This is a genomic window from Thermoleptolyngbya sp. PKUAC-SCTB121, from assembly GCF_016919485.1.
Taxonomy (GTDB): domain Bacteria; phylum Cyanobacteriota; class Cyanobacteriia; order Elainellales; family Elainellaceae; genus Thermoleptolyngbya; species Thermoleptolyngbya sichuanensis.
This window is the reverse complement of record NZ_CP070366.1, coordinates 3807625-3831190: the sequence shown is the minus strand read 5'-3', so window position 1 is coordinate 3831190 and position 23566 is coordinate 3807625. Positions and strand designations below refer to the sequence as shown.

Sequence of the window (23566 nt, the reverse complement as noted above, 5' to 3'; positions counted from 1 at the left end):
CGGGCTGGCTTATGGTTTGCTGCGTTTAGAGTCTGTGCATCAATTTACTCAGTACCTTTTCACGGTTGACTGTTGACTCCGTCTCCCTCAGGGCCTATGTTAGCCGACCGCGGGTTTGCTAACCATGACCTGCTGGAGTGGCTAAGCCAAAGTCGCTGGCACTATTGTTTACGCTTGCCCAGTGACGTAGTGGTGCAGGGTCCGCGCCGTCATCCTGTTAAGGTAGGCTATCTGTGGCCTCCCAAAGGTGAAGCTCGACTCTATGAAGGGGTGGGAATCTGGAGCGAGGGGCGCTGGCGCTGCAATTTGGTGCTGGCTCATGTCAAAGGCGTCGAGGAACCCTGGGCGGTCATCACTGATGAGTCTCCCTCCCTCAATACCCTGTGGCAATATGCTCTCCGCTTTCGAGTCGAGGAGCTTTTCCTCGATTCTAAATCTGGTGTCTTTGAGTTAGAAGCTTCCGGCATCCGCTCCGCTCCGGCTCTCGAACGCCTCTATCTGGTCGCGGCGATCGCTATCCTTGATGGCACGACCCAGGGCATGGCGGTGCAACTCGATGGGCTACGCTGCCAGGTTGACCCGCACTGGAGGCGAGGGATTAGCTATCTCAACATAGGTTTGCGCTGGCTCAAGGGTGCCGTCAATAAAGGGCGAACACTGCTTCAGCTGATTGCCCTATTTACCGTTGACCCTGAACCCTGTTTTGCCTCTAAAAAAGCTGAAGCCCACTATTATGACCGCATTTGGTTTTCTAGAATTCAATCCTTGTGCTGCCAGCCGACACCCGGGCAGTCCGCATAAAAAGATGTGTCAGGCAGTCAGGTGCGTAAGTCCTAAGATCAATCTCTGATACTTTTTAGATCTCGATATGTATAGAAAAATATATTGGACGAGAGTATTTGACTTGTCTATTGTGTAATCAGGGAGAACATTAACCACAGAAAACACAGCCATGAGCCGAGGAACGTTATTCGACAAAGTTTGGGACTTGCATACGGTGGGGACGCTGCCCTCAGGACAGACGCAGCTCTTTATCGGGCTGCATCTGATCCACGAAGTGACTAGCCCGCAAGCGTTTGCCATGCTGCGAGAGCGGGGGCTAAAGGTGCTGTTTCCTGAGCGCACAGTGGCGACGGTGGATCACATCGTGCCGACAGAAAACCAGACGCGTCCTTTTGTCGATCCCCTGGCAGAAGAAATGATGCTGGAGCTAGAGCGCAACGCCAAAGACAACGGCATCCGCTTCTACAACATCGGCTCTGGCGGCCAGGGCATTGTGCATGTGATTGCGCCGGAGCAGGGCCTGACCCAGCCGGGGATGACGATCGCCTGTGGAGACAGCCACACCTCGACGCATGGCGCGTTTGGGGCGATCGCCTTTGGCATTGGCACGAGCCAAGTTCGCGACGTGCTGGCCTCGCAAACCCTGGCGCTGGCAAAGCTAAAAGTCCGCAAAGTCGAGGTGAACGGCACGCTAAAACCAGGGGTCTATGCGAAAGATGTGATTCTGCACATTATTTGCAAGCTGGGTGTGAAGGGTGGCGTGGGCTATGCCTACGAGTTTGCAGGCACCACCTTCGAGCAGATGAGCATGGAAGAGCGCATGACCGTCTGCAATATGTCCATCGAGGGCGGCGCGCGCTGCGGCTATGTGAACCCCGACGCAACGACGTTTGAGTATCTAAAGGGGCGCGACTTTTCGCCCAAAGGCGACGAGTGGGAGAAGGCCGTGGCCTGGTGGACGAGCCTCCGCAGCGATGCCGATGCAGAATACGACGATGTGGTGGTGTTCGATGCGGCAGAGATTGAGCCGACGATTACCTGGGGCATCACGCCGGGTCAGGGCATTGGCGTGAGTGAGGTCGTGCCCACGGCTGATTCGCTGCCGGAAGAAGACCGGGCGATCGCCCAGGAAGCCTACACCTACATGGATCTGGCTCCTGGCACACCGATTGCGGGCACTAAGGTAGACGTGTGTTTCATCGGCAGTTGCACCAACGGCCGCATCAGCGACCTGCGGGAAGCGGCGAAAGTCGCCAAGGGTCGCCATGTAGCGGAGGGCATCAAAGCCTTTGTGGTGCCCGGTTCCGAACGGGTGAAACAAGAAGCTGAAGCCGAAGGGCTGGACAAAATCTTTGAAGCGGCGGGCTTTGAATGGCGCAATGCGGGCTGCTCGATGTGCCTGGCCATGAACCCCGACAAGCTAGTAGGCCGGCAAATCAGCGCTTCCTCCTCGAACCGTAACTTCAAGGGTCGGCAGGGATCTTCCTCTGGACGGACGCTGCTGATGAGTCCGGCGATGGTGGCGGCGGCGGCGGTGACGGGTCACGTAACAGACGTTCGCACGCTCTTGTAGGAGTCTGAACTGTAGGAGTCTGAGATGACCAATCGCGAAAAGCTGGTGCAAGAGGTCGAGACGCTGCCTGACTCAATGGTGGAAACGGTGCTTGAGTTCGTGCGATCGCTCAAGCAAAACGAACTACCGGAAGGGGTCAATCCCAAAGTTTGGGAAGCCTATCTCGCGTCCAAGCGAGAGCGGGAGGAGGTTTATCGCCGCCTTGCAAACTCCTGAATTTCTCTCAATTGCCGACGTGCTGGTCATTCATGCTGACCAGATCGATAGCTTTGGTGGCAGCCCTGGCGTGCGCGATCAGGGATTGCTGGAATCGGCTCTGGCACAGCCCCAGGCGACCTTCGGCGGCGAGTTTTTGCACGCCACGATCGCCCAACAAGCCGCTGCCTACCTGTATCATCTGGCAATGAATCACCCGTTCATCGACGGCAACAAGCGCACTGCCTTCGCGGCGATGGATGCGTTTTTGCGGCTGAATGGAGTTCTGCTTGGCTTCACCGACGATGAGGCGTACCACCTCGTGATTCGCGTGGCGCAAGGAGCGCTGAATAAAGACGAGTTAGCAGATATGCTGCAAGCAGCCCTACAGGAGTAACAAACGTGCCAAAGACGGTGTTGATCACGGGTGCCTCGACGGGCATCGGCTACGCAACGGCGAAGTTGTTTCAGCGGCAGGGCTGGAATGTGGCGGCTACAATGCGATCGCCCGCTGGCTCTGACCTGGCGGCGCTGGATCGCGTGATTTGTCCGCCGCTGGATGTGACGAGTCAGGCATCGATTGCGGGGGCGATCGCCACCACGCTGTCCCACTTTGGGCAGATCGACGTGCTGGTGAACAACGCAGGCTACGGGCTAATTGGCCCCTTTGAAGCCTGCACCCCAGAGCAAATCCAGCAACAGTTCGCGGTGAATGTGTTTGGGCTAATGGACATGACTCGCGCCGTGCTGCCACATTTTCGGGAGCGGCGATCCGGTGTAATTGTCAACGTCGCCTCGATTGCAGGGCAAATGGCGCTGCCTATCTACAGCCTCTATCACGCCAGCAAGTGGGCGGTGGAAGGGTTTTCGGATTCGCTGCGCTATGAGCTAGAGCCGTTCAATATCCGGGTCAAAATCATCGAGCCGGGGCCAATCAAGACGGACTTTTTCTCGCGATCGCTCGTTGTGGCAAAGCAGGAAGGGCTAACGGCTTACGATCCCTTCGTCGCCAGCGTCCTGCCCCAGCTCGAAAACGTGGGCGATACGGCCTCTCCGCCCGAAGTCACCGCCCAGGTGATTTACACCGCCGCCACCGATGGCAGTTCTCGCCTGCGCTACCCGGCGGGGGGCAATGCGTCCTTCCTGCTAACGCTGCGAAAGCTGCTTCCCGATGGGCTATTCACTTGGTTTATCAAAGCCGGCATGATCAAGGAGGTGAAGTAGGGATTGGGCGTTAGGGGTGGGGTGGGTTGAGGCGCGATCGCAGTCTGGCTAGTTCTGCCTCGGCTGCATCGGCCCGCTGTTTTTCTGCCTCAGCTCGCTGTTTTTCTGCCTCAGCCCGTTGAGCTTCTTGCTCTGCCCGCTGGCGTTCTAGCTCGGCTTTCTCAAAGCTCCACAGCAACAGATTGCCGTCCGAATCCCACCAGCGCAGCCAGTGGATCGTAGAACCCAGCCGGGGGACATACCAAACGCCCAAAAACAGTGATAGCTCAGGAATCCAGAAGCGCCCCTCGGCACTTGGCTCCTGAAGTTGGTATGCTCCGTCTCTGAGTTGCCGTACCTCTAGCATTTGGCTATAGGGATCAAACGTAGCGTAGGTGGGAACCTGGAGGATTTGCTCATAGAAGAACAGTTTGCCGTAGGGAAATGTGGGGCGAATGGAATACTCGCCCAGTTCCTCATCCGACAAAAACTCCATCACGATCGCCACCGGATCGCCCTGGAGGATGGGAGTATAGCTGCGGCGCACGCCTTCACCCGTCCAGGGCAACACACGGGGCACGTATAGCCAGTCGGGAGCTTTCACCACGACCTTTTGGTTCACAGTCGCCACTAGCCCAAAGTTCGAGGCAATCAGCATTTCCGGCTGAATCAGTCCCGCCTCGCCCAGAGCATCGGTGAGGGCAGCGGCCAGCAGCGGTTGTTGAATATTTTCCACAGGATCATCGGGCAGGCGATAGTCATCGGGGAGCGCTTCCCAGGTGACCTTGAGCGATTGGGTCGGGCGCGGCGCATTCAGAACCATGAGCCTTCGCGGGCTAAACTCGCGGGTGAAAGGGGCAATTTATCGGGACATTCATTAGACATTCATCAGTACATCCATCATAGGCGAGTCGGTTTTTGAGTTTTGTTGTTTTTAGTTGAGGTGAACACCATGAGTCAAGTTCAAGCAGTTTCGGGTCGCGGCATTCCTCTGGTCGGCGACGACATCGACACCGATCGCATCATTCCAGCGCGGTTTCTCAAGTGCGTTACGTTCGACGGGCTGGGGGCCCATGCCTTCGAGGATGATCGCGCTCAGTTGCAGGGACAGCATCCGTTTGACCAGCCACAATATCAGGGCGCAGAGGTGCTGGTGGTGAATCGCAACTTTGGCTGCGGCTCTTCGAGAGAACACGCACCCCAGGCGATCGCCAAGTGGGGCATCAAGGCGCTGGTGGGCGAGAGCTTTGCGGAAATCTTTTTTGGCAACTGCGTAGCAATGGGGATTCCCTGCGTCACGGCGACTGGCGACGACGTGAAGGCCCTGCAAGGGGCGATCGCCGCCCATCCCCAGGCGACCGTGACGGTCAACCTGGACAGCATGACTGCGACCTGCGGCGACGTATCAATTCCGGTGCAGATGGGTGAGGGGCCGCGTCAGATGTTTCTCTCTGGCAGTTGGGACGCAACGGGACAACTGGTGGCACAGACAGAGCAGATTAAAGCCACAGCAGCAAAGCTGCCCTACGTCGCTTGGAGCCATGCCTGAAGTCCTTGCTAGGTCAGGGGTGCAGAATTCTGAAGCATGATCAGCAAAAAAATTTCCGAATTTTGCAAAACCCTCCGGATACTCCCCCCCAGCCTAAGAACAATGGAGTGGTAGATGCACCCTGATTCAACATTCCCCCAGGCTCACGCGATTGAGTTTTGGGGGATTTCTTTTTGGAGGGGACTGACTGCTGATCGACTGCTGAAGGAACTAGCATCACGTTAGGACTGACGCGCTGGCGAAGAATGCCTGCATTCCAGAAACCTTGTTGAGGCGCAACTCGCGAGAACCCACCCATTACGTGAGTCCTGAGAGTCAAAAAACTGGACAACTTTTGCAAAGCAAGCGAGAACTCTGCTTAAGTTTCGTGCCGTTCAAACGATTTTCAGCCCAAATCATTCCTGACCCAAACAGCGCTCCAACTAGCAGCAGAAGTTGCGTCACCTAGCCTGAATACATCGCCTCAATACAACAGACGCACGACAAATCCCAGTCTCTGCCCCCTGTGCCAAAGCTATGGGTCAAGAGCTATGGGTCAGATGAAGAATCTGCAATGTTGCGAATATCTTGTAGCAACAGGTCGAGGTGAGACTCGGCAGGAAGCTCATCTGTGGGTGGATTCGGCTGCTTTTTCGGTTTTGCAGGCGTTTCTTCGGGCTGTGCTGCCTGAACAATCTCCTGAACCAGTAAATCCAAGTAGGAGTCCATGAGCGTTCTCTCTTATCTATATGTCAGCGTACCCTTGTCCACAGAATCTGACCTCCTTATTTTGACTGAACCTGATCGGGTGAATTTATGCACTGGTTAGCAATCTTGAACCGCATGAATTTGCTCTGGAGACTGATAAACCAGCAGTGTCGATAGTCAGTATCAAGTCAATCTCAAAAGTTTAAGACTGGGAGGGGGCTGATTGATGTCGCCGATAGAGCAAAATGCTGGCGATAATCAAAGCAACGGCACTCAGCAAATGTACCGTGTTGAAGGGTGTGCCTGGAAAGAACCATGAGTCGGTTCGCAAGAACTCGATGAAAAAGCGCCCTAATGGATACCAAATGAGATAGATCAACAGCAAATCGCCTGGACGAAGCTGGCGTGCAAACCGACGGGAAATCCATAGCAACAGGACAAAGCCGGCCAGGTTCCACAGCGACTCGTAGAGAAAGAGTGGGTGAAATCGTGTGCTTTCAGGATACAGGATTATATTGTCATACGGGGGGATGCGGCGGTTTTTCGCGGGATCGGTGCTGTAGTCAATAGCGAGGCCCCACGGCAGATTGGTGGGCGGCCCGTATAGCTCCTGGTTAATGAAATTGCCCCAGCGACCGATCGCCTGGGCCAGTGGCAACCCCAGCGCGATCGCATCTAGGAAAACCAGTGTAGGAAGTTTGCGGACGCGGGTATAGAGCCAGAGGGCGATCGCCCCAAAGATAAACCCGCCAAAAATATGGATGCCGCCTTCCCATACGCGAAAGATGGAAAGCGGGTCTGAAAGGTAGTCTCCTAGTCGATCGCGCGGCGACTGGATAAAGACGTAGTAGAGCCTCGCCCCCAGAAACCCTGGCACCAGCACCCAAATCAGCATGTCCCAGAAGTCGTCAGAGGAACGCCCCCGCCGCTCTATTTCGCGACTGGCGACGGTTGCCCCCACAATCACAGCGATCGCCATCAGTAGCCCATACCAGCGCAGCGCAAACGGGCCAAATTCAAAAATAACGGGGTCAACAGGGGGATGCATAACCAAAACGTCTATTGCGCTCGCTTTATCAGGTGTTCGCTGGATCTGTATTTACTGGATCTGTATTTACTGGATCTGTATTTACTGGATTTACTGGATCTGCGTTCACTGGATCTGTGTTCACTGGATTTTGATTTCGCTCGGTCAGGGCAGCGCGAAATCAGCCTCAACTTTTAGGTGGCAGGTTTTTAGGTGGCAGGTTTTTAGGTGGCACCGGACATTTTGCTTGCCCTGCACTCTGCCCTTTGCAACTTGGCTCACTCGCTCTTCACTATATCAAGCCCCCAGGACGGTTGGGTGTGGGGAATGTGCTGCGATCGCAGGCGCAAGAGCCCTAGGTTGTCCCCATAGCAAAAGCCGTTTGTACAGAAGCGGACATAAAGCAATGGGCACAGACGGGACAAATAAGCCTTTCCCAACTGCACCCTGTTCAGCCTGATCTAGCCCAATTCACCTGGCCTATCCGCGCTCCACCGGACGAACCCCCGCCAACTGCTCTGGGATACCTAAAATTGGGCAGTGTGTGTTGGCTCTGAGCTTGTTGACCAGTGGATGAGCTTTGGTGCTACAGCCCAGCACCATCAGGTCCGCGCCCACTTCTTGGGCAACTTGATGGAGTTCGGCATCCGTTGCGCCAAACCGGAGGTGTGCTTCCAGAGAGCCGCGCCACTCTTCGGCCAGACAGCGAGCCTGCCAGAGGATACAGTCCGCCTGTTCCAGCAGATTTTGCGCTGGTGGTTCGGCAGGGTTGATGTAGCAATCGGTCAAGCAAGCTGGGTTGGCGTGGTAGTGGATATGCGTACTGAGCGGGACGAACGATTCTGCCGGAGTCAGTCGAGGCAAGGTCAGGGTGTTGCCCACGCGCTCGGTCTGTCGTTCTAGCGTTGCTGTTTGGCGCGATCGCGCTCTTTGCGATTTCTGAGAAGGTTGGGGCGATTGCCCATTAAGCAGCCGATCGACCACGTACACCACATGCACCATGACCTGCTTCTGCGTTGCCAACCGGGTTTGGTGAGCAATCCACAGCGTTAAATCCAGTGCCACCTGGCTATTGGGCGATCCGTTGTAGCCAATGACCAGATTCACCGTCTCATCTGACTGGGTTTCTGCGGTATCCAGCGTCGTCTTGCCAGATGCCAGCAGCATTTGCTCCACCAACTCAGGCTGCCCCAGGGCATTTTGCAGACGCATCAGCATCGACTTAATCTTCACAATACTCACCTCGTCAGAAAACAATAGACCGACAGAACTTCAAAACAAAGCTAAAAAAGCCAAACCCGCTAAAACTGGGAACGCGGCAGAGATCGAGCAACTCAATTGCTAAAGAAGCCAGCGCAGGAAATGCAGTCGGCTTCTGCTTAACCAGCGCTCTTGATACAGCGCCCCTTTGGAGACAACCCTCCTACAAGCGGCACTCTGGCTTCATTGTCCAGACTTACAAGACAGAATTTTGAAGATACAACTCCCTAAATCTGTCAGAACAAGACTGCTGACCCTCGTGGCGATCGCCCATCGGAGCATCAATCGCTATCACCAGACCAGAGGTGAACCCTCCGCACAGGCGGCAGCCTTCTCGGCCAAGTGGCCTAGAAACATAGGTTCTGCTCAGAACTCGCAAAAGGTTCAGCGCGAACCCGCCCCATTTCTATGAAGCGACTTGCCCCAGCCAACTTGTTTGAAATCACTCAAAGGACTCCATCTCAACCAGAGAATCCTGAGAAGAAAATCTCCAGGAGAGACGTTGCCAATTACCAACTTCTATATCCGCCTATAACCACTTGTAGCCTCCTCAGAAAAACGCCACATGCAACGATCCAGCAGGCAGAGTGTGCAAGCTGGAGGCTCTATCAGTTCTGAGGACACTGAATAACTTTGCTTCAGTCTCCTCCCAAAGCCGACGGAGTTAGCTGACGGGCTAGGGCTGAGAGGTGCCCCTCGTTGAGTACGGTAGAGCAATGTCATGAAACCTAGACAGAACCAGTTTCACTATACGCGGCAGATCGAAAAGCTGCCTTCTACCGCACGAAAGATACGCCCCAAAGGATGGTTCCTCCGCTTCTGGTGTGCTGCACAAAGGGGCGATCGCGCACATCGCGCACTGCTAAACATGAACGCTGCCGGGACAGAGTAACGTCCCCAAAGGCAGCCCCTGCTCGAGACAAGGATCTCAAGGGGCTAGCTTAGCAAACCACCGCAATTGTCAGACCTCGAATTAGGCTGATGCATCTAGAGCTGTTCAAACATACCCTAACAATGATTGTCAGGAATCGTCAACAAAACAAAAAATATCGTTAGGTTTCCAAAAAGATCAGCCTCACCCATCAATGCCTAGAGGGAGGCGGGCGAGGCTGGAGACGCAGTTAGGAGGTATCTTGTCCATAAGATTACTCGCAGATTTCCAAATTGCGCTGCCTTTTAAGATGTTCTTAAGTTTGTAGTGCCAATTTGGCGAAAATCCTTCAATTTTCGTTTCAAAGAATACATATAGGACTTACGCAGTTGGACAATTTCTCGCGGGCTGCGCCCGCGAGAAATTGTCCAAAACCCAAAGAGCTTATCGCAAGTGCGTAAGTCCTGACATATTCGCGGTCTGCAAGTGCTGGCTGAAGAGGATCTGGCACCCTCAGCCTTTCAATCATGGCGGCAAAATGCCAGCTTTCTGAACCTATCGTCTGGCTGCATATCGCTGCGATTTGCTTGCAGGGAGCTAAACATTCCAGCGGGCATTTTACGGTCATTTTAGTAGAGAATGACTTGGAGCTTCCTCCATCACTTGCTTTACAAAAAGCGGAACGGACTTAATTTGAACTTCACGCAAAAATGACGAAGTATTTAACCTTAAAGACAATCAATTGTAAGTATTAGCACAAATCTATTCTTGCGCTGAGGATGCTGCCTTTTATTGCGTAAGCCGCCGCCGAGGGGAAAACTCTGACAGCGGCTTATGCATTTAAAGTCCTCTTAAGGGGACTCCTTGCATTGCTAGAGAGCGCTGCGGAGCCCAAAGGTGGCTCAAGTAGAAGGGCTGATCTTGGCGATCGCCTGGGAAGGCGGCATCACCACCTTCTTGGCCAGTCCTGTCGCGCGAAGCACCTGGATTGCCCACCAAGTCATGTCGATTTCCCACCAGCGCAGACCTGCCTTGGCCATGTTGGGGTAAGTGTGGTGGTTATTGTGCCAGCCTTCGCCATAGGCAAAAAGGGCAGCCCACCAGAGATTACGAGAGTTGTCGTCGGAGTCAAAGTTGCGATAGCCGAACATATGGGTGGCAGAGTTGATGAACCAAGTGCTGTGCCACACCAAAACCGTCCTGACAAAGATGCCGTACAGCACAAACTGCCAGCCGCCGAGGGCATACAGCACGGCTGCCAGAGGGATTTGCAAGAACAGGAAGTAGCGATCGAGGAACTGGTAATAGGGATCACGCGCCATGTCTGGGGCAAAGCGGCGATAGGCTTCTTTGTTAAAGAATTCTTCGCGGGGGAAGATCATCCACAGCAGGTGGCTCCACCAAAAGCCCAGGCTGGCGGCGTAGGGGTCTTTTTCTTCCTCTTCGGTGTGGGCATGGTGCAGGCGGTGGCTCGCAACCCAGAAGATAGGGCCGCCTTCTACAGCGAGAGCACCGATGGTGCCCAGGATGTATTCCAGCCATTTGGGAACCTGAAAGCTGCGGTGCGTCAGCAGGCGATGATAGCCCAAACAGATGCCAATGCTGGCGGTGAGCCAGTGCAAAAACAGCATGACCCCCAGGGCTGCCCAGGAGAAGTGGAATGGGGCAGTGAGCGCAAGAATGTGGTACACCCCAAAGAAAAAGACGTGTCCCCAACTCAACGGGGGTAGTTTGATACCCTTGAGCGTGGGGCTAAATGAAATCAATGACATAGATCATCCTTAGTGATGAGGCTTGCAGGCCTACTGGGCGATCGCAATATTTAGCTAATAAACAGGTTCCAGAAGAAAAAAGTCGGTCAAGCAGGAGGTTAAAAGATGTCCTGAACAAAAAGTACCGATGGCTTTTTAACTAGCTCGCTGGGGTGCATCCTGCCTTTTTGGTAAAGTTGTCGCTACAGTAGGGGTAATGCAAGTGCTACTTACATCCTGAGCTTAGCAGTAGTCAACCTTTCTGTGCAAGTTTCACTTGCATTTGTCTATGTCGGATCGACGCACCTCCAACCGCCAACGCCTGATTCAGGTTGCTGTGGATTTATTCATGACGCAAGGCGTAGCAGAAACCACGACGCGGCAAATTGCTGAGCAGGCTGGTGTCAATGAAGTGACGCTGTTTCGTCACTTTGGCAATAAACATGGACTGCTGCTGGCGGTGATGCAAGACAAAGAGGCCCTGAGCCGTTTGGGCATGGCCTTAGGCCAACAATCGACCCAAATGGGCAGCGCTTCGCAAGCCATCAAAGATTATGCCAATGTTCACCTACAGGCGCTAGAACAAATTCAGGAATTTGTGCGATCGCTCATTGGTGAAGCAGGGCACTATCCTGATGAAAACCGACGCGCGCTGGGACGGGGGTTGCTCCAGGCCAATCGCTACACGGCACAATACCTCGCAACAATCATGGAGCATGAGCAGCTACAAACCTGTCTGCCAACTGAAAAATTGGCTAGTCTTCTTAACAGTATGCTACTGGGCTACGCAGTCCTAGAATTTACCAGTGAATTTAATAATTTATGGCCGAGTCGAGAGAGTTTTATTGAAGCACTGGTGGAACTGTTTATGTACGGGGCGATCGCCCAACCGCCCACCGCATCCACCCCCCCGACCGCGCCGCCACCAGCCGCGCCGTCCAATGCCCCCACAAAGCGCCCATCCTCAGTCAATCTGACCCATCCCAGCGAAAAACCATAGCTTCAAAATCGTGGGGTTGGAGGAAGTGGAGTCATTTGTCAAAAAACCGCGTGATGGAGCGTCAAAGCCCTCAAGCCCCAATCCTTCATCACGCGAACTGGTTCTACCACAGACCCCGAACGGCGATCGGCGCAAAGCGCAATTCTCCCGATTCACGCTCGTTTTGATATGAAACGATCAAGATTCCCTGGGGATCAATTTCATAGCGCTGAGCGCCCTGCAACGCCGTCAGATAGCGAAACTCTTGATCCATCAAAAAGCTCTCGCAGGCGCGTTGGGTTGAGGCTAGAGGACTAATGCTCAATTGGCTCCCTATAGTTTGATAGCGGCCGGTGAACTGATTGCAGCCGCCAAACCCAGACAGGCGATCGCCCACAAACTCCGCCGTCAGCCGCACATCTTGCGACGGCACTCCCGGCTCAATCCCAGCCATCGACACGAGCCGCCAGCTCCCACTGAGGGGGGGTGCCTGCGCCACCTGCGGGCGGGCCACGCTGACCTGCGCCAGAGCAGGATGCGCGATGCCCACACTCGTCAGCCCCATCGCCAAGGCCGCTAACCCGCACGCCAATTTGGATGTCAACGCCGGTTTGTTAGTAGAGGTGTGACTAGATTTAGCGTTCATAAAGATGCCTCAAAATCCTTTCTAAACAGCAAATCTGCAAAAACAGCACCCAAGCATCATAAACGCTCTAGCTGCGGTTTTCTGGCTGGAACTAATTAGGCAGATTACGCGGTCTAAAGAAGGAAGACTACATTTTGGGAGATTCATCGAAACTTTACAAAGTGGGGTTTACGTGTGCCTTGCCCTGCAAAGCGTTGATTTCCAGGGATTGCAGGTCTCTGAGCAAAGCTATGTAACTGGGGGTGATTACAGAGAACGGGGGCGATCGCCCTCACCCTGCATTCAACCCAACATTCCGTGATACCCTTCTGTAAAGAATCGTAGCGACGGTTTTGCTGCGAATTTTTCGATTGTTTCGCCTGTAATCCCCGAAAAACCAGTCCCATCTGTCTTCAATTTTGTTCTTGGTCCTGAACAATCTGTCTCTGTCGGTGTGAGGTTGTTGTGATTCAAACGCTGAAATACACAGGCTTTTTGCAAGCCCTCGTCAAGCTGGGTTTCAAACTGGGCAAACGCTCCTGGTGGCTGACGGCAGTGCTGTGGCTAGTGGCGATCGCCCCTGCACGCGCCGAGCTTGACCTGCGCGTGTCGATCGAGCGCGACGTGCCCGCCGTGCAAATTGGCAGCAACACCGCCTCTGTTCTCAAAGATGGCTCCGGGCGGGTGCTGGGGCAACTCCCCCAGGGAACGTCGCTTATTGCCACGCCCGACACCGCAGGACTAAAAATCAACGACTGGCAACTCAGCGCCGTCTGGCTAGAGCCGCAAAACGGCGGATTTGTCTATGTTGACAACCCCAACGACAACACGCGCGGTCGCTACTATCGCGGGCGAGTGCTGGTAGTGCCTACCTCCTCTGGGCTAACCGCTGTAAATTATGTTGACCTGGAGGAATACCTCTACAGTGTGGTAGGCAGCGAAATGCCCGCAAGCTGGCATCTAGAAGCCCTGAAGGCCCAGGCCGTTGCTGCCCGCACCTATGCCCTCTATCAGCGGCAGACTAGTGGCAACACCGTCTTCGACCTAGGCAACACCACACGCTGGCAGGCCTATGGCGGCGCAGAAAAAGAAGCCAGCAGCACAATCGCTGCTGTGCGGGCAACCCGTGGGCAAGTGCTAACCTATAACGGACAACTTATAAACGCGGTTTATCACTCCTCCTCTGGCGGCCATACGGAAAACTCCGAGGACGTGTGGGTCAGTCCGCTGCCCTACCTACGCGGCGTGCCCGACTATGACCAAGCGGCTCCCGTGTTCCAGTGGACGGAAACCTTTACGGCTGAGCAGATGCGGCAGCGCATTACGGGCGTGGGCAATATCCTCCGGTTTGAACTGGTTCAGGCTTCGCCCAATCAGCGGTTGCGGCGGGTGCGCGTGGTGGGGGACTCAGGCAGCAGAGAGCTAACGGGCGATCAGATGCGACAGGCGCTGAATCTCCGCAGCACCCTGTTTACAATTCAACCCCAAGCAGGTCAGGTGGCCAGCGCTCAGGGCGCAGCGGCTCCCCTTAGCTTCCAGGTGACGGGGCGGGGCTTTGGGCATGGCATTGGCATGAGCCAGTATGGTGCGTTTGGCATGGCCTCCCAAGGCTCCAGCTATCGAGACATCGTGACGCATTACTATCGCGGGGCGATTCTGTCGCGCATTCGGGTGCAATAGCGTTGGCTGATTGCGTTCTGCCCAGGCGGTTCTGCTCGTAGCGGTTCTATCTACAGGGTTTATTTGGTTCTATCTACAGGGTCTATCTACAGGGTTTCTGCAAAATCCACCTGAAGATCGTGCCGCTGCGTCAGCACCATCGCAATGTCTTTTTCATAGTAGGCGGCCTCATTGATGAACACGGGAAATACGACCGTTTCGCCCGTGTAGAGCAGCGTTTCTCCAGTTAGTGAGAGAAATATGGGGTCCCCTGGGTTCAGGCTTTCATAATCCCGCCCTTGGAGGTGGGGATGAATCATCGCAGTGATCTGTCCTTCGGTATCTCTGGGATAGGGCATCGTGCCCAAATATTGATAAACCGTTAGCGGCTGCATGGTGACGGGTTGGGTGGTGACGGGTTGGGTGGTGACGGGTTGGGTGGTCACGGGTTGGGTGGTCACGGGCTGCACCTTGGGCAGTGGCTCGTCTCGATTTTGTTGGTTTAGCACATCCAGGATTTGTTGAACCAGCGCCTCGGTGCGCTGAAACAGGTCTGCCTGTAGCACGCCCTGAGCTACCGGGCCAACCTCCAGGCAAATACCAAACCGACCGAGCGATCGCAGCGCGTCTTGCTGTCGTCCTGAGTTGACCGAACTGTAAATCCGCAGGTCGGGCTGTTGGGCGCTGAGGGCTGCTGCCAGTCGCAGCTTGAACGGGTGATGATCATCCAGGATCAGTGTCATCCCCATGTTCGACGTGGTGCTGTGGATATCGAGAATGACATCGGCGGGTGTGGAGCCGGAGGGCCCAAAGCGACGGTTGATCTCCTGCGCCCGACGGACTTCATAATCGACGGGTTCTGGTAGTTCCAGATGGGCGCGATCGCAGCATCGGTTCATATCCTGATCGACATAGCGCACTCCAGCGGCGATCGCCTCCAGATTGCTCAGCAGCGTAATCGTCTCAAAACTGGGGCGCGAGATCAGTTGGGGAGCGTGTTGAAATCTCCGGATCAGGTAAATTCCCGTCAACTCGTTGCCATGTGTGCCGCCGACCAGCAGCACCCGCCGAATCTTATCCATATTTCTATAGCCTATCTCTATAACTTACCTTAGTGTCTTATCCATCTCCAACGGAGCTTACCCGCCTGCAATGAGAATGGGGTTGAATCGCGCTTTGCAGACGCAGCCCGCCAAAAACTCTTCAACTGCATCCGTTTTCTCTTAAATCGAGATGAGGCCAGAATAGCGCGAGAAGCTTGGGAATTGCCGCAGTCAAGATGCCTGGATGTCGCTACCTATGGCGATCGCACGGGAGGCTATACACCCACCCTCAGAAATGGGGGCTTTATATTCCTGTAGATAGAAAAGCCCGTCTCAAACCTATCACTAGGGGCGATCGCCCAACACTCCCTGTGGGAGATACCGATAACAGCTCATCGATTTATGCTGTGATACAGCAAGATTGAAACAGCGATTAAAGGTTATCACGCTGCCCCAAATTAATAGTTAAAAGGGCAATGTTTGGGTCGCCAATGTATCTCAATCTCGCGCTGATGATCTCTGAGTTGAGGTGCTAAACGTGCTGAGTTTTAATGCTTTGTTTTTAGTGGAACCTGCAGTTTCTGCTGCCCAGGAAGGTGCGGGCGCGTCTCTAGCTGCGGTATTTGTGATTGGCTTTTTGGCTGCGGCAGGTTTGGGGTCGATTGCTTGGTACAACTCTCGCCGTCCGACGGGCTGGGAAGATAAGGAACGTCCTGATATTGTGCCCGAAGTCGATCCGAATCCACACGTTTAAGTCAGGTGTGGACTCAGGAAATTGATTGAGGCAATTAGCAAAAACTGGGCTAAAGACTGGGCTTTGATTTGAAGTTTTTGGGTTTCTTTGCGTTTTCTTTGAGTCTTCTTTGAGGTTCTTGCTGGGGTTTTGAAAATAGGGCGATCGCCCTCGAAACCCTTCCCTCAAGACTGCTTGCAAATCTATTGGAGGACAATTCCATGTCAACGAACGAACGAGTCGAACGGGACACCTATGATCGCGGGATTATCCCCGCTGAAACTGCCGCCCGCAAAGAGCGAGAAGGCGAGAACTACAAGCAACCCCCGACTGCTGAAGGCGACATCGACACGGCTGCAGGCTATACAGTAGACAACGAGGGCCTGGTGAATAATTTCGCCGTTGAACCCGAAATGTATTACGAGGTGCCGGGTGACCTGAAGGCGAAGGAAGAGGCAGAGGAAGCCGCCCGCGCCGCCGAACTCGCCGAAATCAACGATACCGATGAAGACAGCAAGTTAACCGAAGATGGTGACAATCGCAGCAAGGGCGTTGGCGTGATCTAAATTCAGCCCAAAGGCTTGCTGAGCAAAGGTGGGAAGTGCTGCCTATGACGGGGCGCTTCCCTATTTGCTGAGTGCTGCTGGATGGAGGACAGACACGCTGGGATCGGGCGCTTCTATCCTGCCAAAGCGAGCGATCGGATAGAAGCGAAAGATGGCTCGACCGATGATGTTTTCAACGGGCAAAAAGCCCCAAACGTGGGAGTCGTTGCTGTTGTTGCGGTTGTCGCCCATGACAAAGACGTGGCCCGGCGGCACCGTTACGGCACGCATTTCATAGCCTGGTGGTTCGGCAATATAGGGTTCCGTCAGGGGTTTTCCGTCGATCCAGACTTTGCCCAAGTGAACCTGCACCGTTTGTCCGGGTTGACCAATCACCCGCTTGATGAACGCCTGATCGGTCGTGTAGCCCAACTGCTGAAGCTGGGTCGGCGGGTCGAAGACCACGATGTCGCCCTGCGCCGGAGGATGCAGCCGATAGGATACTTTTTCGACCACTAGGCGATCGCCCACTTGCAGCGTCGGCACCATCGAATCAGACGGGATATACCTCGGTTCTGCCACAAATAGCCGAATGACTAGCGCCAGAGCAAGGGCGATCGCCAAAACCAGCCCATTTTCTCGCTGGGTCTTCCAAAAGCTGGCGCTGCGCTGAGTTTCCAAGTCTGAGCGATCGCCCGCAGGCGCTTCGGATGGCTTTGGAGATGCAACCGTTGGGCTGGGTTCGATGGCGTTGGGCAGCGAGGCGTTTGATGCAGGGGGGTCACCGGGCGGAGTCGTCATGGGAAAACGCAGGCGGCTAAGAAGGGCGGTTAAAAGGCGTTCTAAAAGGCGTAAAACGATTCTGAGCGTACCTGGTCTAGTTTAGCCCCCAGCAGCACCGCCATGTCCTGAAGCTGGGCCGGGCGATCGCCCACCGCGCAAATTTCCACATCCACGCCTCGCCAGTCAAGGTGCATCTGGCTCAAGGTTTGGCGAATCTGGTCTGGACGGGTGGGTAAATAGCCAAATGTCGGCCACCGCTGCGAGAGCGATCGCCAATCGGCCTGGTAGGGCAAATAGTCTGGCGTTTCTGGATTTGCCTGCACCAGCCACACAGGTTGGTCAAAGCCCTGCTCATAGAGCCAGTCAATCTGACTTTTTAGGGGGGCAATCCCAGAGCCTTCAGCAATGTAGAGGCGCGGTCGGTCGGGAAGGTGCGCCAGCGTCATCAAGCCGTAGGGGCCGCGCAGGGCGATCGCCCCACCGATGGGTAAATCTTGTAAATAGGCGGAACTCCAGCCCACCCGCGACACGCACAATTCCACCTCTGGGCAGCGCGAGGGCGACGACGCGATGGAGTAAATCTTGGTGAACTGCTTGCCGTCTCGCTGAAATCGGGGCCAGACCGACTGCCCCGGCAAAAACCGGAAGGCTGGCTGATCCAGATGGAGGCGAATGGCCTGAATCGTTGGCGTAAGGGCGATCGACGACAGCACCGTACCGACGCAATCCATGGCCGGAAGGGGAGTCGGCGGCGGGGCGATCGCCAAACGAAGCGCAGGCCCGTGAACCTCCGCCTTCGGAGGCTGCGGCCGTTCTAAATGTTGCATCTTTACCTCGACCCGTGCATCGCGGGCATTGCAATGGGCAGCATCGGGCGGGCATTCTGACTTTGAGGCGGGTTCTGTGATGGGCCCTCAGACCCTCGTCGAACCGCTCATTCACAGCTGCGGCACAGCGCCGGATTTACACCGGACTTTCCCCACAGATACGGCCAAGCTACAGGGCGATCGCCCTTCGCATGGCAAACATCTGCTGCCTGGACTGATCCTCCAGACAACCCGAATTCGTCCCGAAATTGTAGCTCGGATCGGGTCAGGTCGTCGCAAGCTGAAAATTACGGAAAATTACGGATCGTTGCAACCCTGGCAGACCAGGGGCTGGGCTAGCGTCCCTGCCTACTTGGTCAACGGCTGCTTGCGAGTCGATCCGCTGAGTTGCCGCAGCCGCTTTGCGCCCAGCGTTGCGCCTTTGGCCCAGGGCACTTCATGCAGCAGCGTGTAGAAGCTAGGGATGATAAACAGCGTCAGCAGCGTCGCCAGCGACAGACCAGAAAACACGACAATGCCCAGCGGCCGCAGGAATTCTGACCCTTCGCCAATACCCAGCGCCAGCGGAAACATCCCCAGCACGGTGGTAATGGTGGTCATCAGGATGGGCTGGAGGCGCTGCGGTGCGGCTTGCAGCATGGCACTGCGGTGATCCAACCCTTGCTCTTCGCGGATTTGATTCGCCAGTTCTACCAAAATGATGGCGTTGTTGACCACAATGCCCACCAGCAGCACCGCGCCCACAATCACCGTCGCGCCGATCGCCGTTTGGGTCAGGAACAGGCCGAAAATGCCCCCTGCCAGCGCCAGGGGAACTGTCAGCATGATCACCAGCGGATCGACCAGCGAGTTGTATTGCACCGCCATCACCACAAACACCAGAAAGGCAGCCAGCCCCCCCAGCAGAATCAGGGATGAACGCACTTCCTGGGCGCTTTGGGCACTGGCGCTGGGCAGGCGGCTCACGCCTTCGGGCAGCGTCAATCCCGCCAAGATCGCGTCCGATTCGGCGATCGCATCGCTGAGGTTTGCGCCATCCACCAGGTTGCCTACGATTTGAACAATTTGCCGCTGGTTAATGCGCTGAATTTCTCCGGGCGCTTCGCCAGCCTCGATCCGTGCCACGTCGGCCAACCGCACAAGCTGTCTACCGCTCGTAAAGACGGGCAGTTGGGCAAGCTGGGTCGGGCGCTGGATGGCATTGTCGGCAAGCTGCACGCGGATATCCACTAGGCGATCGCCCCGCTGAAGTTGGGTCGGAACCGATCCGGTAATGGCGGTCTGAATCGTGTCACCAATGTCTTCGGTGGAAAGTCCCAACTGCGAAGCCCGCTCCCAGTCTGGGCGCACCTGGATTTCGGGCTGCGCCTGATCCGCATCAGGGCGATAGCGGGCCTGCCTGGCCTGCGAATCGAGCGCCGCCAGCACTTCGCGCCCCGCCTGCTGTAGGGCACGGGTATCGCTCCCCTGGAGCAGGATATCCACATCGGCCCCGCGCACAGGCGAGTTATTCACAATCAGCCCGCGCACCGATTCTGGACTCAGCCGCAGGCGCGTTCCCACCAAGTTCAGCCGATTCAGTTCGGCGGTCATCCGCTCAGTAAACTCAGCCACATTGGTTCCTGGCTTTAGGGTAATGGTGCTGGAGCCGCGCAGGGGATTGGCGTTGGTATTTGTGCCAAACAGCGACCCGCCTGCGGTGGAAAAGAGATACTCCACTTCGGGCTGTTGCAACAAAATTTGATCCGCTGCTGCCATCACCCGGCGATTGTCTTCCAGGGTTGTGCCGGGGGCAAACTGGGCGTTGAGCCGGGCCTGGCCCGTGTTAATGCGGGGCAGAATCTCCTGTGGCAACTGACCCGCCATCCAGAAGCTCGTGCCGCCAAACAGGGCGATCGCCAGCCCAATCACCACCAGCCGATGCCGCAGCACCCACGATAGCCCCCGCACATAGGTATGGGTCGCGTCGGCCAGTCGCGCTCGAAACGCCCGTAGCGGAGCCGAATCGCCCACCCGACTCGACCAGCGAACCGCCAGCAGCCGCGAGGTCAGCATGGGCACCACCGTCAGCGCCACGATCAGCGAAGCCGCCACCGCAAAGCTAATGGTGAGAATCAACTGGCTAAACAGCAGCGAAAAGAAACCGCCAATCAGCAAAAAGGGCAATACAGACACTAAGTTGGTGGTCGTAGACGCGACCAGCGCCGACTCTAGCTGCTGGCTGGCTAATTCCGCTTGCCGCAGGAGAAACGCCGTCGCGCTGACCCGTTTGCCTGTGCGTCCACGGGTCACATTTTCAACATCGCTGCTGGGGGCATAGTCGTTTCTACGGCTGTCATAAATCCCGTTGCCATTCCCATTCCCATTCCCATTCCCGTTGGCATCGCTATTTCCGCTTCCATTCCCGTTGCCATTGCCATGTCCATTGCTGGAACCGTGACCGTTGCCATGTCCATTGCCGTAACCGTAATCATGCCCGCCGCTGTTCGATTCATCCGGTATTTCCCCATCCTCGGTCGTGGAGTATTCAGCAGTCTCAATGCTGTTTACGGCGCGGCGACGCTTGGCGGCCTCTACGCCCTGCACGATGCTCTCCAGCATCACGATGGAGTTGTCCACCACAATGCCCACGCCCAGCGCCAGACCGCCTAGGCTAAACACGTTTAGCGTCAGCCCGAAAGTGCCCATGAGCAAAATCGCAATTAGCGTGGCCAGAGGAATGGCGAATACGATGATCAGGGTTTGGCGGAGTGAGCCTAGAAACAGAAGAACGGCGATCGCCGCCAGCAGCGCCCCAATCAGTCCCGACATGGCCACGTTGGAAATCGAGTTGCGAATAAACCGCGACTCGTCCAGCGTGGTGCGAACCGCCATGCCCGTTGGGAAGAGTCCCGCTTGCTCCAGTTCTGCTAGCCGCTGCTTTACGCCTTCTACCACCGACACCGTATTGGCATCGGGCTGCTTTTGAATGCTGACCTTGACCGCTGGATCACCGTTCAGCGTCACAAAAATCCGCTGTTCCTCAGTGCCATCCACCACCTGCGCCACATCTCGCAGGTAGACGCGCCGCGCTTCCGGAAAACTGCTGGTCGATGCCTCGCCGCCAGACGCGCTGCTGACCCCGTTTACAGGCAGCGACAGGTTCCGCAGTTCCTCTGCCGACTGGAACCGTCCGACGGTGCGGATCAGCACTTCCGCTTCCCCGCCTCGCAAGCGGCCACCCGATATGTCCTGATTGCGCCCCCGCAGCGCGTTGAGCAGATCGGTCAAGCCCACGCCTAGCGCTTGCAGACGATTGATGTCTACATTGACCTGCACCTCTTCGCGCACGCCGCCCGACACATCCACACTGGCCACCCCCGGCACCACCGACAGTTCCCGCGCCAGTTCTTCGTCGGCAAACACGCGCAGATCAACCGACTGGAGCGAATCGGATGTCAGCGCAAACTCATACACCGGAAGCTGGGACGGGTCAAACTTAAAAATTCGCGGCTCTTGAATCGTGTTGGGCAATCGGCTGCGGGCGCGGTTGAAGGAAGCCGTTGCGTCGTTTAAGGCGCGATCGATATTGCCCCCAGGACGAAAGTAGAGGTCTACGCTGACCTGTCCCTCCCGCGTCTGAGAATAGATCTGCTGCACACCATCGGTCGCCGAAAATGCCTGCTCCAGCGGCCGCGTAATCTCGTCTACCGCCACCTCTGGCGCAACCCCCGGCGCATCCACCCGCACCCCAATGCGCGGATAGGTAATCGACGGTAGCAAATCCACCGGCAGCCGCACCAGGAAGAAAACTCCCAAGACGATAGCCGTCAGGGTAAGCATGAGCGTGCCGATGTGGCGGCGGATGGAGAGGGTGCTGAGGGAGGTCATGGGTGAGGAGGGGGAGAGAGGGACGGGGTCGCAGGGGGAGGGGGGCTTGGTTGATTTTGGATTTTGGATTGCCAGTTGAGTAGCTTCCCAGTGGCTTTTCAGTGGCTTCTCGGTGGCTTTTCAGTGGCTTTTCAGTGGCTTCGGGGCTTCTATCTTGACGCGACCTCGGCCCGTCTAGCGTTCTGAGAGGATGCTTAACCGCACGGGCTGTCCGTCTTCTAGGGGGCGGCTGCTGCGGAGGACAAAGGATTCACCGGGCTGGAGGCCGGAGAGGATTTCGATGCGACCGTTAGCGCGATCGCCCACCTGCACGGGGCGAGCGACGGCTCTGGCTTCTGCACCATCGCCTTCCACCACAAACAGCACCGAGTCGTTGCCCTCGCCGCCTGCTTCCAGCGCCTCTTCGGGAATCACCACGCGGCCGGCTTGCCCCGCCTGAAATTGCACTCGTGCCAGCAGTCCGCTCCCCAGTCGGCGGCTGCCGGAGTTGGGAATCACCACCTCCACGGGCACCAGACGAGAGGCAGGGTCGGCGGCGGGAGAAATGCGGCTGACGCGGCCTGCAAAGGGTTCATCGGGAAAGGCATCCAGTCGGACTTCAACAGCCTGGCCGACCCGGAGTTGCCCCAGGTCAAGCTCCGATACTTGCACGGCCACCTTTAGGGCGCTGAAGTCGCCGACCCTCAGCACTTCGTTGCCCGGTTGCACCAGGTTGCCCGGCTCCGTTAGCCGCTCCAAGACAATGCCCGTGAGGGGCGCGGTCAGCAGGCTGAAGGTCTGGCGTTCGCGGGTTTCGGCGACGGTGGCCTGCTGCGCCTGGACGCGGCGCTGGGCTGCCACGACTGCCTGCTCGCGGGTGCGGATGCGCTCTTGGGCAGAGCGAAACACCTGTTCCGCCGAAAGAGCAGCGGTTTTTGCCTGGTCTGCCTGCTGCTGGGAAACGGCTCCCTCAGCGGCGAGCTTTTGCAGGCGATCGCTGTCCATCCGGGCCTGCTGAAGCTCGACTTCGGACTGGGCCGCCTGGGCGCGGGCATCGCTCACTTCTGCCTGAGCCTGGGCCACCTGCGATTCCAGGGCGGCCAGTTCTGCCCGATTTTGGCTGACGGCGGCAGACAGCAGCCGACTATCCAGCCGTCCCACTACTTCGCCCTCTCGCACCGAGTCGCCCACATCTACGCCCAACTCCAGGAGCCGCCCCTCTGCCTGCGATCGCAGCGATGCCTGCCGCACGGGTTGCGTCGTGCCGGTGTAGGTAGGCGCTTCCTGCAAGGCCCCAGAGCGGGCGATCGCCGTTTCCACCGAAGCCGGGCCGCCTTGCCCTGGGCCACCCGGCCCGCCGCCCGGTCGCCCGCCGCCGGGGCCGCCTGCCTGCCCTGGCTGGGCCTGCTGCGCCTGCGCCGTTTCCGAGGGAATGCGGCATCCGGCGATCGCCACTAGCCCCACCAGAGAACAGGCGAGAAACAGGGCAAGGTTTGAACCGCGAGGCGGACGACCGCCCTCCACAGGCTGACAATTCCAGAGAGACGAGAGAGAGCGCAGCATAAATATCAAGTTTGGGGACAATCAAGCTTGAGGACAGGACTTGAGGCAAAGTAGCTGGAGG

At 56.5% G+C, this 23566-nt stretch carries 21 protein-coding genes and 2 riboswitches; of the genes, 10 read left to right on the top strand and 11 right to left on the bottom strand.

Annotated elements, in window-relative coordinates; translation table 11 throughout:
- Positions 1-96: 96 nt before the first annotated feature.
- From JTM80_RS15685 to JTM80_RS15665, 5 genes are all read left to right on the top strand, one after another.
- Positions 97-801: a transposase gene (locus tag JTM80_RS15685; RefSeq protein WP_225906652.1), complete on the top strand. Its 705-nt coding sequence runs from the start codon at positions 97-99 to the stop codon at positions 799-801.
- A gap of 151 nt (positions 802-952) precedes the next feature.
- Complete coding sequence (leuC, locus tag JTM80_RS15680) at positions 953-2356, top strand: 3-isopropylmalate dehydratase large subunit (RefSeq protein ID WP_172354442.1); 1404 nt, start codon at positions 953-955, stop codon at positions 2354-2356.
- A 24-nt stretch (positions 2357-2380) separates the two neighbouring features.
- Positions 2381-2572, top strand: a complete 192-nt coding sequence (locus JTM80_RS15675) for a DUF2281 domain-containing protein (RefSeq protein WP_172354444.1) — start codon at positions 2381-2383, stop codon at positions 2570-2572.
- The gene (locus JTM80_RS15670) at positions 2559-2948 is read left to right on the top strand and encodes a type II toxin-antitoxin system death-on-curing family toxin (protein ID WP_172354446.1); all 390 of its coding nucleotides are present in this window, start codon (positions 2559-2561) and stop codon (positions 2946-2948) included. The genes JTM80_RS15675 and JTM80_RS15670 overlap by 14 nt, the downstream gene beginning before the upstream one ends.
- Before the next feature lie 5 nt (positions 2949-2953).
- Positions 2954-3775 carry an SDR family oxidoreductase gene (locus JTM80_RS15665; RefSeq protein ID WP_172354448.1) on the top strand — a complete coding sequence of 274 codons (822 nt, stop codon included), beginning with the start codon at positions 2954-2956 and terminating at the stop codon, positions 3773-3775.
- Positions 3776-3785: 10 nt separating this feature from the next.
- Here JTM80_RS15665 and JTM80_RS15660 read toward each other — a convergent pair whose 3' ends face one another.
- The gene (locus JTM80_RS15660) at positions 3786-4577 is read right to left on the bottom strand and encodes a Uma2 family endonuclease (RefSeq protein ID WP_172354450.1); all 792 of its coding nucleotides are present in this window, start codon (positions 4575-4577) and stop codon (positions 3786-3788) included.
- Positions 4578-4706: 129 nt separating this feature from the next.
- Here JTM80_RS15660 and leuD point away from each other — a divergent pair, with 129 nt between their 5' ends.
- Positions 4707-5303, top strand: a complete 597-nt coding sequence (gene leuD / locus JTM80_RS15655) for a 3-isopropylmalate dehydratase small subunit (RefSeq protein ID WP_172354452.1) — start codon at positions 4707-4709, stop codon at positions 5301-5303.
- Positions 5304-5831: 528 nt separating this feature from the next.
- Here leuD and JTM80_RS15650 read toward each other — a convergent pair.
- The 4 genes from JTM80_RS15650 to JTM80_RS15635 form a co-directional block, all read right to left on the bottom strand.
- Positions 5832-6011 carry a hypothetical protein gene (locus tag JTM80_RS15650; protein WP_172354454.1) on the bottom strand — a complete coding sequence of 60 codons (180 nt, stop codon included), beginning with the start codon at positions 6009-6011 and terminating at the stop codon, positions 5832-5834.
- Positions 6012-6192: 181 nt separating this feature from the next.
- Complete coding sequence (gene lgt / locus JTM80_RS15645) at positions 6193-7038, bottom strand: prolipoprotein diacylglyceryl transferase (RefSeq protein WP_172354456.1); 846 nt, start codon at positions 7036-7038, stop codon at positions 6193-6195.
- Between the two features lie 459 nt (positions 7039-7497).
- Positions 7498-8250 carry a universal stress protein gene (locus tag JTM80_RS15640; RefSeq protein ID WP_225906651.1) on the bottom strand — a complete coding sequence of 251 codons (753 nt, stop codon included), beginning with the start codon at positions 8248-8250 and terminating at the stop codon, positions 7498-7500.
- 665 nt (positions 8251-8915) lie between these two features.
- A riboswitch (cyclic di-AMP (ydaO/yuaA leader) is annotated at positions 8916-9129 on the bottom strand.
- Between the two features lie 921 nt (positions 9130-10050).
- Positions 10051-10920 carry a fatty acid desaturase gene (locus JTM80_RS15635; protein ID WP_172354458.1) on the bottom strand — a complete coding sequence of 290 codons (870 nt, stop codon included), beginning with the start codon at positions 10918-10920 and terminating at the stop codon, positions 10051-10053.
- 268 nt (positions 10921-11188) lie between these two features.
- On the opposite strand from JTM80_RS15635, the gene JTM80_RS15630 reads away from it, so the two are divergent.
- Entirely contained in the window at positions 11189-11899 is a 711-nt protein-coding gene (locus JTM80_RS15630) for a TetR/AcrR family transcriptional regulator (RefSeq protein WP_172354460.1), read from the top strand.
- Between the two features lie 103 nt (positions 11900-12002).
- Here JTM80_RS15630 and JTM80_RS15625 read toward each other — a convergent pair whose 3' ends face one another.
- Positions 12003-12482 carry an META domain-containing protein gene (locus JTM80_RS15625; protein WP_172354462.1) on the bottom strand — a complete coding sequence of 160 codons (480 nt, stop codon included), beginning with the start codon at positions 12480-12482 and terminating at the stop codon, positions 12003-12005.
- 486 nt (positions 12483-12968) lie between these two features.
- On the opposite strand from JTM80_RS15625, the gene JTM80_RS15620 reads away from it, so the two are divergent.
- Entirely contained in the window at positions 12969-14183 is a 1215-nt protein-coding gene (locus JTM80_RS15620) for a SpoIID/LytB domain-containing protein (protein WP_225906650.1), read from the top strand.
- 86 nt (positions 14184-14269) lie between these two features.
- Here the strand turns inward: JTM80_RS15620 and JTM80_RS15615 are convergent, their stop codons facing one another.
- A complete protein-coding gene (locus JTM80_RS15615) occupies positions 14270-15244 on the bottom strand; it encodes an aspartoacylase (protein WP_205369759.1) in 975 nt (324 codons plus the stop codon).
- A 526-nt stretch (positions 15245-15770) separates the two neighbouring features.
- Here JTM80_RS15615 and psb35 point away from each other — a divergent pair.
- Positions 15771-15959 carry a photosystem II assembly protein Psb35 gene (gene psb35 / locus JTM80_RS15610; RefSeq protein ID WP_172354466.1) on the top strand — a complete coding sequence of 63 codons (189 nt, stop codon included), beginning with the start codon at positions 15771-15773 and terminating at the stop codon, positions 15957-15959.
- Between the two features lie 200 nt (positions 15960-16159).
- A complete protein-coding gene (locus JTM80_RS15605) occupies positions 16160-16504 on the top strand; it encodes a hypothetical protein (protein ID WP_172354468.1) in 345 nt (114 codons plus the stop codon).
- A gap of 60 nt (positions 16505-16564) precedes the next feature.
- On the opposite strand, the gene lepB is transcribed toward JTM80_RS15605, so the two are convergent.
- The 4 genes from lepB to JTM80_RS15585 form a co-directional block, all read right to left on the bottom strand.
- Positions 16565-17284 carry a signal peptidase I gene (gene lepB, locus JTM80_RS15600; protein ID WP_172354470.1) on the bottom strand — a complete coding sequence of 240 codons (720 nt, stop codon included), beginning with the start codon at positions 17282-17284 and terminating at the stop codon, positions 16565-16567.
- A gap of 41 nt (positions 17285-17325) precedes the next feature.
- Complete coding sequence (locus JTM80_RS15595; RefSeq protein ID WP_172354472.1) at positions 17326-18093, bottom strand: FAD-binding oxidoreductase; 768 nt, start codon at positions 18091-18093, stop codon at positions 17326-17328.
- A 28-nt stretch (positions 18094-18121) separates the two neighbouring features.
- Positions 18122-18296, bottom strand: a riboswitch (cobalamin riboswitch).
- Between the two features lie 145 nt (positions 18297-18441).
- Positions 18442-21963 (bottom strand): efflux RND transporter permease subunit, encoded by a 3522-nt coding sequence (locus JTM80_RS15590; RefSeq protein ID WP_205369757.1) that lies wholly within the window; start codon positions 21961-21963, stop codon positions 18442-18444.
- A gap of 174 nt (positions 21964-22137) precedes the next feature.
- On the bottom strand, positions 22138-23505 hold the full coding sequence (locus JTM80_RS15585; protein ID WP_172354474.1) for an efflux RND transporter periplasmic adaptor subunit: 1368 nt from the start codon (positions 23503-23505) through the stop codon (positions 22138-22140).
- Positions 23506-23566 lie beyond the last annotated feature (61 nt).

Bases quoted from the DNA above. Each gene is read 5' to 3' on its own strand.
- leuC (WP_172354442.1), top strand. From the start codon at position 953: ATGAGCCGAGGAACGTTATTCGACAAAGTTTGGGACTTGCATACGGTG.
- JTM80_RS15615 (WP_205369759.1), bottom strand. From the start codon at position 15,244: ATGGATAAGATTCGGCGGGTGCTGCTGGTCGGCGGCACACATGGCAAC.
- JTM80_RS15650 (WP_172354454.1), bottom strand. From the start codon at position 6,011: ATGGACTCCTACTTGGATTTACTGGTTCAGGAGATTGTTCAGGCAGCA.
- JTM80_RS15585 (WP_172354474.1), bottom strand. From the start codon at position 23,505: ATGCTGCGCTCTCTCTCGTCTCTCTGGAATTGTCAGCCTGTGGAGGGC.
- lgt (WP_172354456.1), bottom strand. From the start codon at position 7,038: ATGCATCCCCCTGTTGACCCCGTTATTTTTGAATTTGGCCCGTTTGCG.
- JTM80_RS15635 (WP_172354458.1), bottom strand. From the start codon at position 10,920: ATGTCATTGATTTCATTTAGCCCCACGCTCAAGGGTATCAAACTACCC.
- lepB (WP_172354470.1), bottom strand. From the start codon at position 17,284: ATGACGACTCCGCCCGGTGACCCCCCTGCATCAAACGCCTCGCTGCCC.
- JTM80_RS15675 (WP_172354444.1), top strand. From the start codon at position 2,381: ATGACCAATCGCGAAAAGCTGGTGCAAGAGGTCGAGACGCTGCCTGAC.
- JTM80_RS15660 (WP_172354450.1), bottom strand. From the start codon at position 4,577: ATGGTTCTGAATGCGCCGCGCCCGACCCAATCGCTCAAGGTCACCTGG.
- leuD (WP_172354452.1), top strand. From the start codon at position 4,707: ATGAGTCAAGTTCAAGCAGTTTCGGGTCGCGGCATTCCTCTGGTCGGC.
- JTM80_RS15685 (WP_225906652.1), top strand. From the start codon at position 97: ATGTTAGCCGACCGCGGGTTTGCTAACCATGACCTGCTGGAGTGGCTA.
- JTM80_RS15605 (WP_172354468.1), top strand. From the start codon at position 16,160: ATGTCAACGAACGAACGAGTCGAACGGGACACCTATGATCGCGGGATT.
- JTM80_RS15590 (WP_205369757.1), bottom strand. From the start codon at position 21,963: ATGACCTCCCTCAGCACCCTCTCCATCCGCCGCCACATCGGCACGCTC.
- JTM80_RS15630 (WP_172354460.1), top strand. From the start codon at position 11,189: ATGTCGGATCGACGCACCTCCAACCGCCAACGCCTGATTCAGGTTGCT.
- JTM80_RS15595 (WP_172354472.1), bottom strand. From the start codon at position 18,093: ATGCAACATTTAGAACGGCCGCAGCCTCCGAAGGCGGAGGTTCACGGG.